The organism is Candidatus Palibaumannia cicadellinicola (assembly GCF_000754265.1).
Taxonomy (GTDB): Bacteria; Pseudomonadota; Gammaproteobacteria; order Enterobacterales; family Enterobacteriaceae; genus Baumannia; species Baumannia cicadellinicola_B.
In genome coordinates, this window is record NZ_CP008985.1 from 441235 (window position 1) to 457404 (window position 16170).

Sequence of the window (16170 nt, forward strand, 5' to 3'; positions counted from 1 at the left end):
AAAGCTTTTAACAAGTAACCGTTAATTGAGGTTTAACTATGTCTCGTACAATAATGTTAATACCTATTGGCACTAAAGTAGGTTTGACCAGCGTGATCCTGGGCATAATTCGTGCTATGGAGCAAAAATGTGTACGCTTGAGCGTATTTAAACCAATTGCTGAATCCGACTCTGGAGACGCTCTCACTCGCATTATCTGCACGAAATATCATATTCCGTACATGGAACCGCTGTGTATGAATTATGTTGAGTCATTATTAATTTCTAATAAACAAGATGTACTCATGGAGGAGATTATCGCACATTACCATGTGAATACAAAAGAAGCGGAAATAGTCTTAGTCGAAGGTCTTGTCCCCACGCGTAAGTGCCAATTAGCTAATGTTCTGAATTATGAAATCGCTAGAATGCTGAACGCAGAAATTGTTTTTGTACTAGCATTGGAAGATGAGCTACTAGATCAATTAAAAACACGTATAGAATTAGCACGTTCAAGATTTGGTGGTAATAAGAATATCATCGGGGTCATTATCAACAAACTTAACGCACCAATATCGGTATACGGTAATACTAGTATTAATCTAACAGAAATTATGAATGAAGCAGCAAATACAAGTATCAAACCCATTGATCCGAAACAACTGTATCAAAGTAGTCCTCTACCAGTACTAGGCTGCATCCCCTGGAATGTTGATTTAATGAAGATTCGCGCTATTTATATGGTTCGTCATCTGAATGCCATAATGATTAATCAAGGGGATATTCAAAATCGTTATATCAAATCTATTACGTTTTGTACATGCAGCCTACCGAATATGCTAAAAAACTTCCAGCCTGGGTCGCTACTCGTAACCTCAGTAGATCGCCTAGATGTCCTAATAGCGGTTTGTCTAGCAGCGATGAACGATGTTGAAATAGGAGCGGTACTACTCACAAATGGCTATCAAATAGATCCGTACATCTATAAGCTATGTGAAAGAGCTTTCCAAACTGGATTACCGGTATTTGCTGTAGAGACTAATACTTTGCAGACATCCTTAAGCTTGCAAAGTTTCAGCCTAGAAATACCATTAGATGACTATAGTAGGTTAGAAAAAATACAGAATTATATCGCAGACTATATTGATGATGCCTGGATAGAATCTCTTGCCAAACATTCCGAAGATTTCGAAAATTCACGTCTTTTATCGCCCCCGGCATTTCGTTATCAACTAACCGAGCGAGCACGTCAGGCTGATAAACGTATTGTGCTACCTGAAGGTGACGAACCACGTACTATTAAAGCTGCGTCTATTTGCGCTGATAGAGGTATCGCTCGCTGTGTACTGCTAGGTAATCCCCAAAAAATTAAGCGCGTCGCTACATTACAGGGCGTAGAATTAGGCAAAGGCATAGAAATCATTGATCCAGTGGTAGCACGTGATAAATATGTGTGGCGCTTGATGAAATTACGTAAGAATAAAGGCATGACTGAGGATATCGCCCGTAAACAACTCGAAGATAATGTCGTACTCGGTACCATGATGCTCGAGCAAGACGAAGTAGATGGTTTAGTATCAGGTGCAGTGCATACGACAGCTAATACAATTCGTCCGCCACTACAGCTGATAAAAACAGCTCCTGGCCATTCTTTAGTTTCCTCAGTATTTTTCATGTTATTACCAGAACAGGTATTAGTGTATGGAGACTGCGCTATTAACCCAGATCCAACTTATGAACAACTTGCAGAAATTGCCATTCAGTCCGCCGACTCCGCTGCTGCTTTCGGCATTGAACCTAGGGTAGCAATGATATCTTATTCAACTGGTAATTCTGGTGTAGGTAGTGACGTAGATAAAGTGCGTAAAGCAACTTGTTTAGCGCAAGCAAAACGTCCAGATTTAGTGATAGATGGCCCACTACAGTATGATGCAGCTATTATGGCTGAAGTTGCGTTGTCAAAAGCACCAAACTCACCTGTAGCTGGCAAAGCGACAGTTTTTATTTTTCCAGATCTGAACACTGGTAACACAACCTATAAAGCGGTACAGCGCTCAGCTGACCTCATTTCGATTGGGCCAGTACTACAAGGTTTACGTAAGCCAGTCAATGATTTATCACGTGGTGCATTAGTAGAAGATATTATCTACACCGTAGCTCTAACGGCTATTCAATCTCAACAGATGGCTCACTAATAGTTGGTAACATGGTATCTCAAATTATAACTCTAACTCAATATTTTCTATTGGTAAGCAGCAGCAAGGTAAAATATCACCCCGATGGATAAAAGCTAAAGGTTCCAGGTTATATTTAACCTTACCATCGAGCAAGCGTAGACGACATGCACCGCAATAACCAGAACGACACTGAAACTCAACGGGAACTAGATGCATTTCTAATGCATCTAATAGTGAACGATGGATACTTTCGCAAGGTACCTGGGTGTTATATTGCCGCAACCGGATCAGTGTAATAGTCATATTACAGCTGGAAATCACTAAAGTCGTCGCTATTAACCTCAGAATTAATCTGACCAACTAAATATGAACTAACTTCGACTTCCTGCGGAGCTACTTGAACGTTATCGGATACCAACCAGGAGTTAATCCAGGGAATAGGATTAGAACGTGTAGTGAAAGGTAAATCTAATAGTACTGCTTGCATACGTATGTTCGTAATATATTCAATATACTGACACAAAATATCTTTGTTAAGACCAATCATAGAACCATCGCGAAACAAATAACTAGCCCAATCCTTTTCCTGATTAGCGGCTAGTAGAAAAAGATTATAGCTATCTTGCTGGCATTCAAGTGCTATTTCAGCCATTTCAGGATCGTCTTTACCCAAACGCATCAAATTTAGCATCTGCTGTGTTCCGGTAAGATGCAGCGCTTCGTCGCGTGCGATCAGACGGATAATTTTGGCATTTCCCTCCATAAGTTTACGTTCTGCAAAAGCAAAGGAACAAGCAAAACTTACATAGAAGCGTATTGCTTCCAGCGCGTTGACACTCATCAAGCATAGGTACAGTGTTTTCTTTAGTTCATGCCTATTGACGACGACTAAATTACCATTAATATAATGATTTCCTTCGCCCAGAAGATGATAATAACTAGTCATGTGAATGAGATTATCGTAATAATTAGCAATATCCTTAGCACGTTTTAATATTTCTTTATTCACGACAATATCTTCAAAGACTAATGAAGGATTATTAACAATATTACGTATTATATGTGTATAAGAACGCGAGTGAATAGTTTCTGAAAACGCCCAAGTTTCAATCCAAGTTTCTAATTCAGGAATTGATATCAAAGGTAACAGAGCTACGTTAGGGCTGCGTCCTTGAATGGAATCAAGCAAAGTTTGATACTTAAGATTGCTAATGAAAATATGTTTTTCATGTTTCGGTAATGCTTGATAATGGATGCGATCGAGAGATATATCTACTTCTTCTGGCCGCCAAAAGAAGGATAGTTGTTTTTCAATGAGTTTTTCGAAAATATCGTATTTTTGTTGGTCAAAGCGTACTACGTTGACTGACTGACCTAAAAACATTGGTTCTAGTAATTGATTGTTTTTGTTCTGAGAAAAAATGGTATAAGCCATGGTTACTCCTATTAGATATACATGGATGCGATAATTTAAACTACATCTGATGATGTTTAAATCTTGCAAGCATCGCTTTCACAATCTTCTTGCTGTGCAGCCGGCATATCTTCCTGTGTTTCTTTTGTACCATCACGGGTATTTTGGTAATAGAGTGTCTTCACACCTAATTTATAGGCAGTGAGCAAATCTTTTAACAGCTGTTTCATTGGTACCTTACCGTATGGAAAACGGGACGGATCGTAGTTAGTATTAGCAGATATTGATTGATCGACAAACTTTTGCATGATCCCGACTAAGTGTAGATAACCATCATTACCCGGCATATCCCATAAAAACTCGTAGGCATTATATAAGCTAACTGATTCTGGGACAACCTGACGTAGGATACCGTCTTTTGATGCTTTAATGCTAACATGGCCTCGTGGTGGTTCAATACCATTAGTAGCATTAGAAATCTGCGAAGAAGTTTCAGATGGCATGAGTGCTGATAAAGTTGAGTTACGCAAACCTGATTGTTTAATATCTTCACGCAATCCTTCCCAATCATAATGCAGCGGTTCACTTACGATACTGTCTAAATATTTTTTATATGTATCTATTGGCAAAATTCCCTGAGCATAAGTGGTTTCATGAAACCACGGACAAGCGCCACGCTCTTTAGCTAGATTATTAGAAGCTTTTAGTAGGTAATACTGAATTGCTTCGAACGTACGGTGGGTTAAATTATTAGCACTACCGTCAGAGTAACGTACACCATGTTTAGCCAAATAATACGCATAGTTTATAACACCAACCCCTAGTGTACGACGACCTATAGCGCCGCGATGAGCGGACGGAATAGGATAATATTGATAATCTAGTAGCGCATCAAGGGCACGGACAGTAAGCATAGCAAGTTCTTCGAAATCATCCAGATTTTGAATAGTACCCAGATTTAAAGCTGATAGAGTGCATAAAGCAATTTCACTGCTTTTTTCATTGATATCGTCAATAGGTTTTGTAGGTAAAACAATCTCTAGACATAAATTAGACTGGCGAATTGGTGCTACTGTTTTATCAAATGGGCTGTGGGTATTACAGTGATCTACATGCTGGACATAAATTCTTCCAGTAGAAGCACGTTCTTGCATCATGAGTGAGAATAGTTCCACAGCCTTGATGCGATGTTTTCGAATGCTCGCATTTTTTTCATACGCACAGTATAGTTGTTCGAATTCATCTTGATCAGCGAAGAAGGCGTCATAGAGTCCTGGAACATCTGATGGGCTAAATAAAGTGATTTGATCATTATTAACTAGGCGTTGATACATTAATTTATTAATTTGAACGCCATAATCCATATAACGAACTCTATTAGCCTCTACACCGCGGTTATTTTTCAATACCAGCATACTTTCAACTTCTAGATGCCACATAGGATAAAATAGGGTAGCTGCACCACCTCGCACACCGCCCTGTGAACAAGATTTCACAGCAGTCTGGAAATGTTTATAAAAAGGAATGCAACCGGTATGAAATGCCTCACCACCACGAATCGGACTACCGATAGCACGAATTCGGCCGGCATTTATGCCAATCCCAGCTCGCTGGGATACATATTTTACAATAGCGCTGGATGTTGCATTAATTGAATCCAGGCTATCACCGCACTCAATTAATACGCACGAACTAAACTGACGGGTTGGTGTTCGCACCCCAGACATAATCGGTGTTGGCAATGATATTTTAAATGTCGATACCGCGTCGTAGAAACGTCGGACATAATCAAGACGGTTAGCGCGTGGGTAACTAGAAAACAAACAGGCAGCTACTAACATATATAGAAACTGGGCGCTTTCATAAATTTCTCCCGTAATCCGGTTTTGTACCAGATATTTTCCTTCTAGTTGTTTCACTGCTGCGTAGGAGAAATTCATATCGCGCCAATGATTAATAAAACTATCCATCTTAGCGAATTCTTCGAAGCTGTAGTCTTCTAGTAGATGTTTATCATATTTACCAATTTCTACCAAACGTAAAACATGATCATATAACTTTGGTGGCTCGAACTTACCATAAGCTTTTTTACGTAGGTGGAGTACTGCTAGTCGCGCCGCTAAATACTGATAATCCGGTGCTTCCCGTGATATTAAGTCTGCAGCTGCTTTAATGATTGTTTCATGGATATCAGAAGTTTTAATTCCATCGTAAAATTGAATATGGGAACGTAATTCTACTTGAGACACGGAAACATTATCGAGTCCCTCGGCAGCCCAGTTTATGACCCGGTGGATTTTCTCCAAATTGATGTTTTCTTTGCGTCCGTCGCGTTTAGTAACTAGCAGACTTTGGCTCATGCTACTTTTTACCTATTGACCTATTACCTGTCTGTGTGACCCTTACTTAGTAGCCTTGGCTGTAGTGCAAAAATAGTGCCTCGCCGACGAGAAAATGACTATATATTGGGTTTTTACATTATGTAAATAACAAGATAGTGATAAAGAGACTGTAATGCAAGTGAGTAATTTTGTGGTTTTTGTGGATAACCTAGGGGGATAATTGTTTATTAACATGGTAAGCTGCTATTATGTCAGCGCTTCCTGGTTATCATCAAGTTGTGATCAAATCCACAAAAAGATTTGTTTGTGGTTAATCTAAGGAATTACTACTCATGATATTAGTTTAGGCGTCGCGTATGTAGCATATAATTAATATGAACATTATTATCAAATTTAAATATTTTTAGTAGCGGATTATAATGTATACCGGTAATATGTTGCTCGCATAATGAAGTTTCGTCTATCCAGTTTAGTAACTCAGCGGGCTTAATGAAATGATTTACATCATGGGTACCGTACGGGATAATGCGTAATAAATATTCAGCGCTCAAGATCACCATTAGCCAAGCTTTAATATTTCGGTTAATAGTAGAAAAGAATACTTCGCCTCCCTGCGAGACAAGTCTAGCGCAACTATGCACAATAGAGGCTGGGTTTGGTACATGCTCTAACATCTCCATGCAGGTTACTATGTCGTACACGGCCAAGTTAGTCTGTGCATGCTTCTCAACCGTTTGCTCGATATATTCGATCTTAATACCACTATCCAACGCATGTAATCGTGCTACTTCTAGCAGCGTAGAGCTCATATCTAGACCAGTGACCGAAGCACCTTCGCGTGCCATACTTTCTGCTAGAATACCGCCCCCGCAACCGATATCTAAAATTTTTTTACCAAATAAGCCGCCGGCGCGGTTCAGTATATAGTTGAAACGTAGCGGATTCATACGGTGTAGTAGCTTTAACTTACCGTTTGGTTTCCACCAACTGGTGGCGACAGCATTAAATTTAGTAATTTCGTTTAAATTGACATTTTCCTGCTGCATAGAGTCATGGTTAGCTTTGTAATTCATATTAAAACACCTAAAATGATTATTAACATTAATCAATGCATAAAGTATATTTACTATATTACAATAGGCACAATAGGCACAATAGGCAGATTATTTTCTATATAATCATTAAAATATATCATATCAGTAGTATCACTGATATACAGGCAATCGTCTCCTTTCATGGTAAAAGATGGTATAATCTTTTGAAGAAAAGCTTTATTTTTTATGGAAGGATAGCTGCTCCATGAGCGACCTAGCTAAAGCTAGAGAAATAACACCTATTAGCATCGAAGAAGAACTAAAACGTTCTTATCTAGATTACGCGATGTCAGTGATTGTAGGACGTGCGTTACCAGATGTACGCGATGGACTTAAACCAGTACACCGTCGTGTATTATTCGCTATGAGCGTACTCGGTAATGATTGGAATAAACCTTATAAAAAATCTGCACGCGTAGTCGGTGACGTTATTGGTAAATATCATCCCCATGGGGATACTGCGGTCTACGATGCCATCGTGCGTATGGCACAGCCTTTCTCGTTACGTTATATGTTAGTTGACGGTCAGGGTAATTTTGGTTCCGTTGATGGCGACTCGGCTGCTGCGATGCGTTATACAGAAGTACGCATGTCAAAAATCGCCCACGAATTACTAGTAGATTTAGAGAAAGAGACTGTAGACCACGTTCCTAACTACGACGGCACAGAGCAGATTCCTGATGTCATGCCAACAAGGATGCCAAATATACTAGTCAATGGATCTTCCGGTATTGCAGTTGGGATGGCTACTAACATTCCTCCACATAACCTTTCTGAGGTAATAGAAGGCTGCTTAGCATATATTGCTGATAATCAGATTAGTATCGAAGAACTAATGAAATATATTCCTGGTCCGGATTTTCCTACCGCTGCTATTATTAATGGCAGACGTGGTATTGAAGATGCGTACCGGACCGGGCGCGGTAAAATATGTATTCGTGCACGCGCAGAAGTCGAAGCTGATGCGAAGACCGGGCGTGAAACTATTGTTGTGCGTGAAATTCCTTATCAAGTTAATAAAGCACGCCTAATAGAAAAAATCGCTGAACTAGTTAAAGATAAGCGTATAGAAGGTATTAGTGTCCTACGCGACGAGTCTGATAAAGACGGTATGCGTATTATCATTGGAATCAAACGCGATGCTGTAGCTGAGGTAGTACTGAATAACTTATACTCCATGACTCAATTACAGGTGTCGTTTGGTATCAATATGGTAGCGCTACATAAAGGACAACCTAAAATTTTTTCACTCAAAGAGATATTATCGGCTTTTGTTTGTCACCGCCAGGACGTAGTCACTCGCCGGACTCTTTTCGAATTAAGTAAAGCTCGCGATCGTATTCATATCTTGGAAGCACTAGCGGTAGCGCAGGCCAATATTGAGTCGATCATTGCGCTTACCCGTAAAGCAAATACACCAGCAGAAGCTAAAGCAGTATTAGTAGTTTACGCTTGGGAGTTAGGTACCTTTGCTACCTCTATGCTGGATCGTACAGTTAATGATAGGGTGCGTCCGGAATGGTTAGAAGCTAAATATGGTATCCGTAATGGCCAGTACTATCTAACAGAAAAGCAGGCGCAGGCTATTCTAGATTTACGCTTGCATAAATTGACTTGCTTAGAACACGAAAAGCTCATGGTAGAGTACCAAGAACTATTGAAGAATATTGTTGAGCTGCTTGGCATTTTACACGATCCAGAATGTCTCATGAAAGTAATCAGGAATGAATTAAGTAGTATTAAAAAACAGTATAACGATACTCGTCGTACTGAGATTACTGCGATTGCTTCAGATCTTCTGATAGAAGATTTGATCAACCAGGAAGATGTTGTCGTTACTCTGTCCTATCAAGGTTACGTGAAATATCAGCCATTAAATGACTATGAGGCACAGCGACGAGGTGGAAAAGGAAAATCTGCAGCACGCATGAAAGAAAAAGATTTTATTCATCGTCTACTTGTAGCTAACACCCACGATACTATTCTGCTCTTCTCTAGCCGTGGCAGAATGTATTGGATGAAAGTATATGAATTACCCGCAGCCAGCCGCGGCTCACGTGGGCGACCGATCGTTAACTTACTGCCGCTAGAGCAGAATGAGCGTATCACTACCATTCTACCCGTTCGTAAGTACGAAGAAGGACATAATGTGTTTATGGCTACTGCTAGTGGTACGGTTAAGAAAACATCACTAATAGAATTCAGCCGTCCACGCAGTGCCGGAATTATAGCCGTTAATCTACATGGAGGAGATGAGCTAATTGGAGTAGATTTAACTGACGGTAGCAACGAAGTCATGTTATTTTCAGCTTACGGTAAAGTAGTACGTTTCTCCGAAAATCAGGTCCGTAGTATGGGCCGTGCCGCAACAGGAGTACGAGGCATTAACCTAACTAAGGGTGATAGAGTAGTATCACTTATTATACCACGTGCAGATGGTCATATACTGACTGTTACTAGGCATGGTTATGGTAAGCGAACTGTTCAGGCAGAATATCCAACCAAATCCCGTTCGACTCAAGGAGTTATATCGATCAAAGTGAGCGAACGTAACGGCGAGGTTGTGGGCGCAGTTCAAGTAGATAATTCTGATCAGATTATGATGATAACAGATGCAGGTACACTAGTACGTACCTGGGTTTCTGAGGTTAGCATAATTGGTCGTAATACTCAAGGTATTACACTCATCCGTACTGCCGAAGATGAACATGTAGTAAGCTTACAGCGTGTAGCTGAACCAATGGATGATTAGGAACTTAATGCGTTTGGTATGATTTACATGTTTCAAACCTCATGTATTCGGATATAAAAATATATGGCCAAATTACGCGTCGGGCTGATTTTTGGTGGTCCATCAGCAGAACATGAAGTTTCACTGCAATCAGCTAAAAATATAGTTGAAACTATTGATCAAGAAAAATTCGATGTAGTACTGTTAAGTATAGATAAAGAAGGAAAGTGGCATATCAACGATAGTTCCGATTATTTAATCTACGGGGAAAATCCAAAATATATTTCTCTAAAAAGAAGTAATAAACATGTTGCCATCGTTCCTGGACGTAAACAGTCTCAATTAGTGCAGATAGAGACCTTAGAGACCTTATGCCAGCTAGATGTCATATTTCCTATTGTACATGGTACTTTGGGCGAGGATGGAAATCTGCAAGGGCTGTTACGCATGGCAAATCTACCTTTTGTTGGTTCTCCGGTACTTGGATCCGCTGTCAGTATGGATAAGGATATCGCTAAACGACTGTTGCGTACTGCTGATATTGCAGTAGTACCATCAATAACCCTAACTAACACTAACCGTGCACACGTTAGTTACGAACAAATTATCACTGATCTAGGTTCGTCATTGTTTATTAAACCTGCAAATCAAGGATCATCGGTTGGTGTATCCCAAGTCACAGATCGTATTAGTTTCGAGAATGCACTTACGCTAGCGTTTAATTTTGATCATAAGGTATTAGTTGAATCTACTATTAACGGCCGTGAATTAGAGTGTGCCGTTTTAGGGAATGATCATCCAGAAACTAGTCTCTGTGGTGAAATTGTGTTAAGTGATCACTTTTATTCTTATGAAAAAAAATATCTTAGTGAGCACGGAGCGTTAATCATGGTACCGGCGGCTATCAGCCAGGAAATTAGTAATGCTATCCGTCTGATAGCGGTGCGTGCCTTCCAGGCACTTAACTGCGCTGGAATGGCGCGGGTAGATGTTTTTCTAACTCATGATAATAAAGTACTAGTTAATGAAGTAAATACTTTACCAGGTTTTACTAATATCAGTATGTATCCTAAATTATGGCAGGCTACCGGAGTGAGTTACTCAGAACTTATTACTCGTTTAATAGAGCTAGCTATAGAGCGTGATCATCAAGAGCGATCAGCTAAGTTTGGTCGGCATGAGAGGATTTGAACCTCCGACCCCCGCCACCCCATGACGGTACGCTACCAGGCTGCGCTACATGCCGAAATTATGTTATGTGGTATACACTATTCTTCATTCGTCTAAAGCTAAGCAATGTAACAAAAGCTAGGAGCTAACTCGGAGAAAATCTATGTGGGTGAGTTTAGATTTAAACGGATGACGCTGTATTGCCCATACCTTTACTGTGATTCTTTGACCATTAATAATCAAAGTAAGAATATCGCTATAAAAGCTTTCTTGATTTTTGGTATGCATAATCATTTGTTGATCTAGTTCTATCGCGATAGGTTTAGTATTACCGCCATAAACAATCGCTGGAAACTTATTTACTAAACGTAAGCGGCGGCTTGCACTTGTACCCTGATCTTGGCGTGTTTCAGCATGAATTGTTAACATATATTTTATTATAACCTGTTTAAGCCTACCTCAGAAGTAGATAAGATATTATCTACTAGTAGTTTATTATCAAATATAGTTTCTATATACTATAGAGATCCTCTTTCTTATTCTCAATAAAAATTTGAAGATATCTTTCACAAAGCTTATGTACCATTTCTGAGTATCCTTCGTGCTTCACGATAACAAACTTTCCAGTACCAATCATTTATATTAGAGATCATCACACCACTGCTAGTTGCAGCATGTACGAATAAATCATTATCTAGGTAAATTCCTACGTGACTACCGATAGAGTGAGTATTAAATTTAAAAAATACTAGATCACCTGGTAGTAACTGAGTACTATGAATTGTTATGCCTAGTTTTTTCTGATGTATAGTCGAACGTGGCAGTTTAAGACCAAACTGTTCACTAAAAGTATGTTGTACAAAAGCAGAGCAATCTATACCTCTTTTGGAGATTCCACCTAGCCGATAACGTACACCTTTCCATTTTGCATATTGATTCAGTATCTTCGATTTCCTATCAAAATTATTAATAATGGCTTCGAATGTTAATTCGTTCTTAGAAGCTTGTTGAAAACAATGAGTTGAATTATAGACTGTATCCATAGTAAGTTTCGATTTATGATCATTACTACATGCTGAAAAAAAGACAGCTATCGCTACGGTAAAAATTACCTGTTGAATAGATCTCAAGATATACTGGTATTTTAGCATTATTGGTGTTATTCCTTGAATTTATTTACGGTAATAGCGTTATCATGAGAAAAGATCCGATATAAGCTAGATGTCAGTTATTTGTACTCAATAAAAAACAACTGTAATGCTGTTACTTCGTAGTCGTGGTATCTAAGCTGGCCGCCATAGTTTTTAGCCAAGCAATTTCCTGCGACCAAAGAGCAGGATTAATAGTTTCTAAAATAATGGGAATACCATCAAAACGTTTATCAGCCATAATCCAAGCAAATGCTGTATAGCCTATCTTGCCTTCACCTAAACTTTGGTGTCGATCAACTCTACTACCGCAAGATCTTTGAGCATCGTTTAAATGCAGACCACGCAGATATTTAAAGCCAATGGTGTCAGCAAAGTCATTGAAGGTTGCAACGCAACTCTGTTCGGTACGTAAATCATAGCCGGCTGCGAATGCGTGACAGGTATCAATACAGACACCGATGCGGTTTTTATCATCTATTTGCCGAATGATTTCTGCCAACTGTTCAAAGCTAAATCCCATATGACTACCTTGGCCAGCGGTATTTTCAATTACTGCAGTGATGCTTGTAGTTTTCTCTAGTGCAACATTGATAGACTCTGCAATGCGAGTTAGGCTCGTGTATTCATTGATTTGCTGCAAATGGCAACCAGGATGGAAGTTCAGTAGACTAAGGCCTAATTGTTCACAGCGGTGCATTTCGTCAATAAAAGCAGCAAGCGACTTTTCAAACTCATCTTTGATCGGATGGCTGAGGTTAATCAAGTAGCTATTGTGGGGTAAAATTTGCTCTTTAGTATAATGATACTCTGCGCAGGTGGCGCGGAAACTTTCGATCGTATTTTGAGTCAGTGCCGCTGCTTTCCATTGACGTGGATTTTTGGTAAACATAGCGAATGCAGTCGCCTGTAATGCATGTGCGCGTATGATAGCTTTATTCAGACCGCCTGTGGCACTAACATGTGCACCAATAAACTTTTTATCACTCATACTACCTCGATTCTAACTAACATTAAACCATGATAATTTATATCAATTATAATCTATTTTACCAATTGATGATTAGTGTTTTGTTATGTGAAGTATGAAAGAATAGCGTTATAAGGTAATTTTAGTTTTTATCATCATTTAACACTTATTATGAAGCATTCTGAAATTTTTTATTTTGCAGAGATTATTCCTACACTATGTTAGATAAAACTACTCAGCAGCAGAAAAGTAACGGTCTACATCGTGAACTCAAAACTCGTCATCTGACAATGATCGCTATCGGTGGTTCTATTGGCACAGGATTATTTGTTGCCTCAGGTGCCTCGATATCCCAGGCTGGTCCTGGCGGCGCGTTACTGTCGTACATGCTGATTGGTCTAATGGTTTATTTTGTAATGACTAGTTTAGGTGAGTTAGCTGCTTATATGCCTGTATCTGGTTCGTTTGCTACTTATGGCACGCTCTATGTAGAAGAAGGTTTTGGTTTTGCACTTGGCTGGAACTATTGGTACAACTGGGCGATAACTATTGCGGTTGATCTAGTGGCGGCACAAATAGTAATGAGTTACTGGTTTACTACCATACCAGGTTGGATCTGGAGTATCTTATTTTTAAGTATAATATTCATACTCAATGTTGTTTCAGTAAAATGTTTCGGTGAAGCCGAATACTGTTTCTCGTTGATCAAAGTAGCTACAGTTGTGATTTTTATCATAGTTGGTGTGCTAATGATAATCGGTATCCTTCGTGGAGGAGCGCCAGCTTGTTGGCATAACTGGCAGGTAGGTGAGGCACCGTTCGCAGGTGGTTTAGCTGCGATAATAGATGTAGCGATGATCGTTGGTTTCTCCTTTCAAGGCACAGAACTTATTGGTATTGCAGCTGGTGAGTCGGCTGACCCTAGAACTCACATTCCACGTGCAATGCAGCAAGTGTTCTGGCGTATTCTATTATTTTATGTACTATCAATATTAATTATTAGCCTTCTCATTCCATATACTAGTCCGGCTTTATTGCATCATAATATAAACAACATCACTGTTAGCCCATTCACTTTAGTATTCCGTAACGCTGGGCAACTTTCTGCGGCCGCTATAATGAATAGTGTAATTCTTGCTGCAGTTTTATCGGCTGGCAATTCAGGAATGTATGCCTCTACGCGTATGCTCTACACTCTCGCGCTAGAAGGTAAGGCTCCTAAAATGTTTGCGCATTTGTCTAAAGGGGGTGTACCGTGCAACGCGCTGTACATGACGACTATCGTGGCGGCTTTGTGTTTTCTGTCATCGATATATAGTCATCAAAAAGTATATTTGTGGCTGCTTAATACTTCTGGTACTACTGGTTTCATTGCTTGGTTGGGTATTGCTATTAGTCATTATCGTTTCCGCCGCGGTTTTCAAAAACAAGGATGTAGCTTAGAAAAATTACCCTATCGCGCTGGATGGTTTCCGCTAGGACCAGTGTTTGCTTTTATTTTATGCCTAGTTATTATCCTCGGCCAAGATTACAGAATGTTTCTAGCAGATAGTATTGATTGGAATGACGTAGTAGTGAGTTATATTGGTATTCCATTATTTCTTTTGATTTGGTTGAGTTATAAATGTTATCGCGGTAGCAGCTTCGTCCGCTATGAAGAGATGATGTTTCCAAAATAGCTAACTAGCTCATTACTCATTATAATTTATTATTAATGTATTTTATTACATAGCTATGAATAATAGTAACGAGATTATAGTTTCGTATAATTTTATTGCCTGCTGGAGAAAAATTACATGGTAACGCTGACAAAAGAAGCATCCATGGTACGTCAGGCTTTACTGACACATGGACTAGAACCACTTCTTCGGGGGGCTATGCTAAATAGAGAAGTACGTAAACGCCGTATTACTAAACACATTAAGAAAATCATGACGCTACTTAACCTCAATCTAGCCGATGACAGCCTAGCGAAAACACCACATCGTATCGCAAACATGTATATGGACGAAATATTTTCTGGCTTAGATTATTCTAATTTTCCCAAAATTACTGTTATATCTAATAAAATGAAAGTTGATGAAATGGTAACAGTACGTGATATAACTATAACGAGTACTTGTGAGCATCACTTTTTGATGATAGATGGTAAAGCTACCGTTTCTTATATTCCCAAAAATAGCGTCATAGGTTTATCTAAAATTAATCGTATCGTACGATTTTTTGCCCAGCGTCCGCAAGTTCAAGAGCGACTCACTCAGCAAATTTTATTAGCGTTACAAACTATACTAAACACTAATAATGTAGCAGTATCTATTTATGCAATCCATTATTGCGTAAAAGCGCGCGGTATTTGTGACTCTACTAGTGCTACTACTACTACTTCATTAGGAGGACTTTTCAAATCTAGCCAAAATACTCGTCAGGAATTTTTACGTACTATCACACATCATCGATAATCGATAAAGGTAGCCGCTGCTGATTTAATCTTGATCTATTCTACTAGCGACTGCTCCCTGTTGATCACAGTATTTAGCACTATAACGCCGGTTATAGGGACGTACTGCTGATCCACTCAGTAGTTCGAAACTGAGGGCAGCTATCTGCATACCCGGACGGAGAACCAGCGGTAATTTACCAGAATTGTAACACTCTAACACTATTTGTCCTTTCCAGCCAGGATCAATGCGGTGTGCTGTCACATGCACCATTAGTCCCAGTCGGGCCAAAGATGAACGACCATCTAGCCAGCCAACCAAGTTGGCTGGCAACGCGATTGACTCCATGGTTACCGCTAGCGCTAGCTCTCCAGGATGAAGAAAAAATGCCTCGTTTTTTGTTAACTTAATTTCATCACTCATGATTCTATTCAGTGCCGCGGTGATTTTATTTTTAGGTCCACTTAAGTCAATAAATGCTGCAGTATGACCGCAAAATACCCTAAATTTATTACCTAAAAGCACATCTACCGTTGCCCCGTTAATTCTATTTATCGGTGGACGTGGGAGAATCTCTAGTCTGCCTTCATCCAACCATTGTTCAATATCACGGTCACACAATCTCATAATTTATATTCTCCATGAATAAGAGCATTGATTACTCATTAAGATTAGTACCGCTATCTAGCTTCTATTGTTGTCTTAAT

General features: G+C 39.5%; 13 protein-coding genes and 1 tRNA gene. 5 read left to right on the forward strand and 9 right to left on the reverse strand.

Going from position 1 to position 16170, the window contains the following annotated elements:
• The first annotated feature begins 38 nt into the window (after positions 1-38).
• The gene (gene pta, locus IM45_RS02145) at positions 39-2174 is read left to right on the forward strand and encodes a phosphate acetyltransferase (protein WP_038498709.1); all 2136 of its coding nucleotides are present in this window, start codon (positions 39-41) and stop codon (positions 2172-2174) included.
• A gap of 24 nt (positions 2175-2198) precedes the next feature.
• On the opposite strand, the gene yfaE is transcribed toward pta, so the two are convergent.
• The 4 genes from yfaE to ubiG form a co-directional block, all read right to left on the reverse strand.
• Positions 2199-2459 carry a class I ribonucleotide reductase maintenance protein YfaE gene (yfaE, locus tag IM45_RS02150; RefSeq protein ID WP_038498712.1) on the reverse strand — a complete coding sequence of 87 codons (261 nt, stop codon included), beginning with the start codon at positions 2457-2459 and terminating at the stop codon, positions 2199-2201.
• Position 2460: 1 nt separating this feature from the next.
• Entirely contained in the window at positions 2461-3591 is a 1131-nt protein-coding gene (gene nrdB, locus IM45_RS02155) for a class Ia ribonucleoside-diphosphate reductase subunit beta (protein ID WP_038498716.1), read from the reverse strand.
• A 56-nt stretch (positions 3592-3647) separates the two neighbouring features.
• A complete protein-coding gene (gene nrdA, locus IM45_RS02160; protein ID WP_038498719.1) occupies positions 3648-5930 on the reverse strand; it encodes a class 1a ribonucleoside-diphosphate reductase subunit alpha in 2283 nt (760 codons plus the stop codon).
• Positions 5931-6250: 320 nt separating this feature from the next.
• Positions 6251-6985, reverse strand: a complete 735-nt coding sequence (gene ubiG, locus IM45_RS02165) for a bifunctional 2-polyprenyl-6-hydroxyphenol methylase/3-demethylubiquinol 3-O-methyltransferase UbiG (RefSeq protein WP_038498722.1) — start codon at positions 6983-6985, stop codon at positions 6251-6253.
• A gap of 226 nt (positions 6986-7211) precedes the next feature.
• Here ubiG and gyrA point away from each other — a divergent pair, with 226 nt between their 5' ends.
• Together gyrA and ddlA are read left to right on the forward strand one after the other, a co-directional pair.
• Positions 7212-9758, forward strand: a complete 2547-nt coding sequence (gene gyrA / locus IM45_RS02170) for a DNA topoisomerase (ATP-hydrolyzing) subunit A (RefSeq protein ID WP_038498726.1) — start codon at positions 7212-7214, stop codon at positions 9756-9758.
• A gap of 63 nt (positions 9759-9821) precedes the next feature.
• Positions 9822-10928 (forward strand): D-alanine--D-alanine ligase, encoded by a 1107-nt coding sequence (gene ddlA / locus IM45_RS03690; protein WP_081901723.1) that lies wholly within the window; start codon positions 9822-9824, stop codon positions 10926-10928.
• Here ddlA and IM45_RS02175 read toward each other — a convergent pair.
• From IM45_RS02175 to nfo, 4 genes are all read right to left on the reverse strand, one after another.
• Positions 10907-10983: transfer RNA gene (locus IM45_RS02175), tRNA-Pro, on the reverse strand. The genes ddlA and IM45_RS02175 overlap by 22 nt on opposite strands.
• Before the next feature lie 62 nt (positions 10984-11045).
• The gene (gene rplY / locus IM45_RS02180; protein ID WP_038498729.1) at positions 11046-11336 is read right to left on the reverse strand and encodes a 50S ribosomal protein L25; all 291 of its coding nucleotides are present in this window, start codon (positions 11334-11336) and stop codon (positions 11046-11048) included.
• Positions 11337-11482: 146 nt separating this feature from the next.
• A complete protein-coding gene (mepS, locus tag IM45_RS02185; RefSeq protein ID WP_038498732.1) occupies positions 11483-12058 on the reverse strand; it encodes a bifunctional murein DD-endopeptidase/murein LD-carboxypeptidase in 576 nt (191 codons plus the stop codon).
• A gap of 112 nt (positions 12059-12170) precedes the next feature.
• The gene (gene nfo / locus IM45_RS02190) at positions 12171-13046 is read right to left on the reverse strand and encodes a deoxyribonuclease IV (protein WP_038498735.1); all 876 of its coding nucleotides are present in this window, start codon (positions 13044-13046) and stop codon (positions 12171-12173) included.
• Positions 13047-13243: 197 nt separating this feature from the next.
• Here nfo and IM45_RS02195 point away from each other — a divergent pair, with 197 nt between their 5' ends.
• Both IM45_RS02195 and folE read left to right on the forward strand, forming a co-directional pair.
• The gene (locus IM45_RS02195; protein WP_038498738.1) at positions 13244-14704 is read left to right on the forward strand and encodes an amino acid permease; all 1461 of its coding nucleotides are present in this window, start codon (positions 13244-13246) and stop codon (positions 14702-14704) included.
• 117 nt (positions 14705-14821) lie between these two features.
• Positions 14822-15484 carry a GTP cyclohydrolase I FolE gene (gene folE, locus IM45_RS02200; RefSeq protein ID WP_038498741.1) on the forward strand — a complete coding sequence of 221 codons (663 nt, stop codon included), beginning with the start codon at positions 14822-14824 and terminating at the stop codon, positions 15482-15484.
• 24 nt (positions 15485-15508) lie between these two features.
• On the opposite strand, the gene dcd is transcribed toward folE, so the two are convergent.
• Complete coding sequence (dcd, locus tag IM45_RS02205; RefSeq protein WP_038498744.1) at positions 15509-16090, reverse strand: dCTP deaminase; 582 nt, start codon at positions 16088-16090, stop codon at positions 15509-15511.
• Positions 16091-16170: the final 80 nt, after the last annotated feature.

Excerpts from the sequence above, each read along its gene's own strand:
- pta (WP_038498709.1), top strand. The coding sequence starts at position 39 with ATGTCTCGTACAATAATGTTAATACCTATTGGCACTAAAGTAGGTTTG.
- yfaE (WP_038498712.1), bottom strand. The coding sequence starts at position 2,459 with ATGACTATTACACTGATCCGGTTGCGGCAATATAACACCCAGGTACCT.
- nrdB (WP_038498716.1), bottom strand. The coding sequence starts at position 3,591 with ATGGCTTATACCATTTTTTCTCAGAACAAAAACAATCAATTACTAGAA.
- nrdA (WP_038498719.1), bottom strand. The coding sequence starts at position 5,930 with ATGAGCCAAAGTCTGCTAGTTACTAAACGCGACGGACGCAAAGAAAAC.
- ubiG (WP_038498722.1), bottom strand. The coding sequence starts at position 6,985 with ATGAATTACAAAGCTAACCATGACTCTATGCAGCAGGAAAATGTCAAT.
- gyrA (WP_038498726.1), top strand. The coding sequence starts at position 7,212 with ATGAGCGACCTAGCTAAAGCTAGAGAAATAACACCTATTAGCATCGAA.
- ddlA (WP_081901723.1), top strand. The coding sequence starts at position 9,822 with ATGGCCAAATTACGCGTCGGGCTGATTTTTGGTGGTCCATCAGCAGAA.
- rplY (WP_038498729.1), bottom strand. The coding sequence starts at position 11,336 with ATGTTAACAATTCATGCTGAAACACGCCAAGATCAGGGTACAAGTGCA.
- mepS (WP_038498732.1), bottom strand. The coding sequence starts at position 12,058 with ATGCTAAAATACCAGTATATCTTGAGATCTATTCAACAGGTAATTTTT.
- nfo (WP_038498735.1), bottom strand. The coding sequence starts at position 13,046 with ATGAGTGATAAAAAGTTTATTGGTGCACATGTTAGTGCCACAGGCGGT.
- IM45_RS02195 (WP_038498738.1), top strand. The coding sequence starts at position 13,244 with ATGTTAGATAAAACTACTCAGCAGCAGAAAAGTAACGGTCTACATCGT.
- folE (WP_038498741.1), top strand. The coding sequence starts at position 14,822 with ATGGTAACGCTGACAAAAGAAGCATCCATGGTACGTCAGGCTTTACTG.
- dcd (WP_038498744.1), bottom strand. The coding sequence starts at position 16,090 with ATGAGATTGTGTGACCGTGATATTGAACAATGGTTGGATGAAGGCAGA.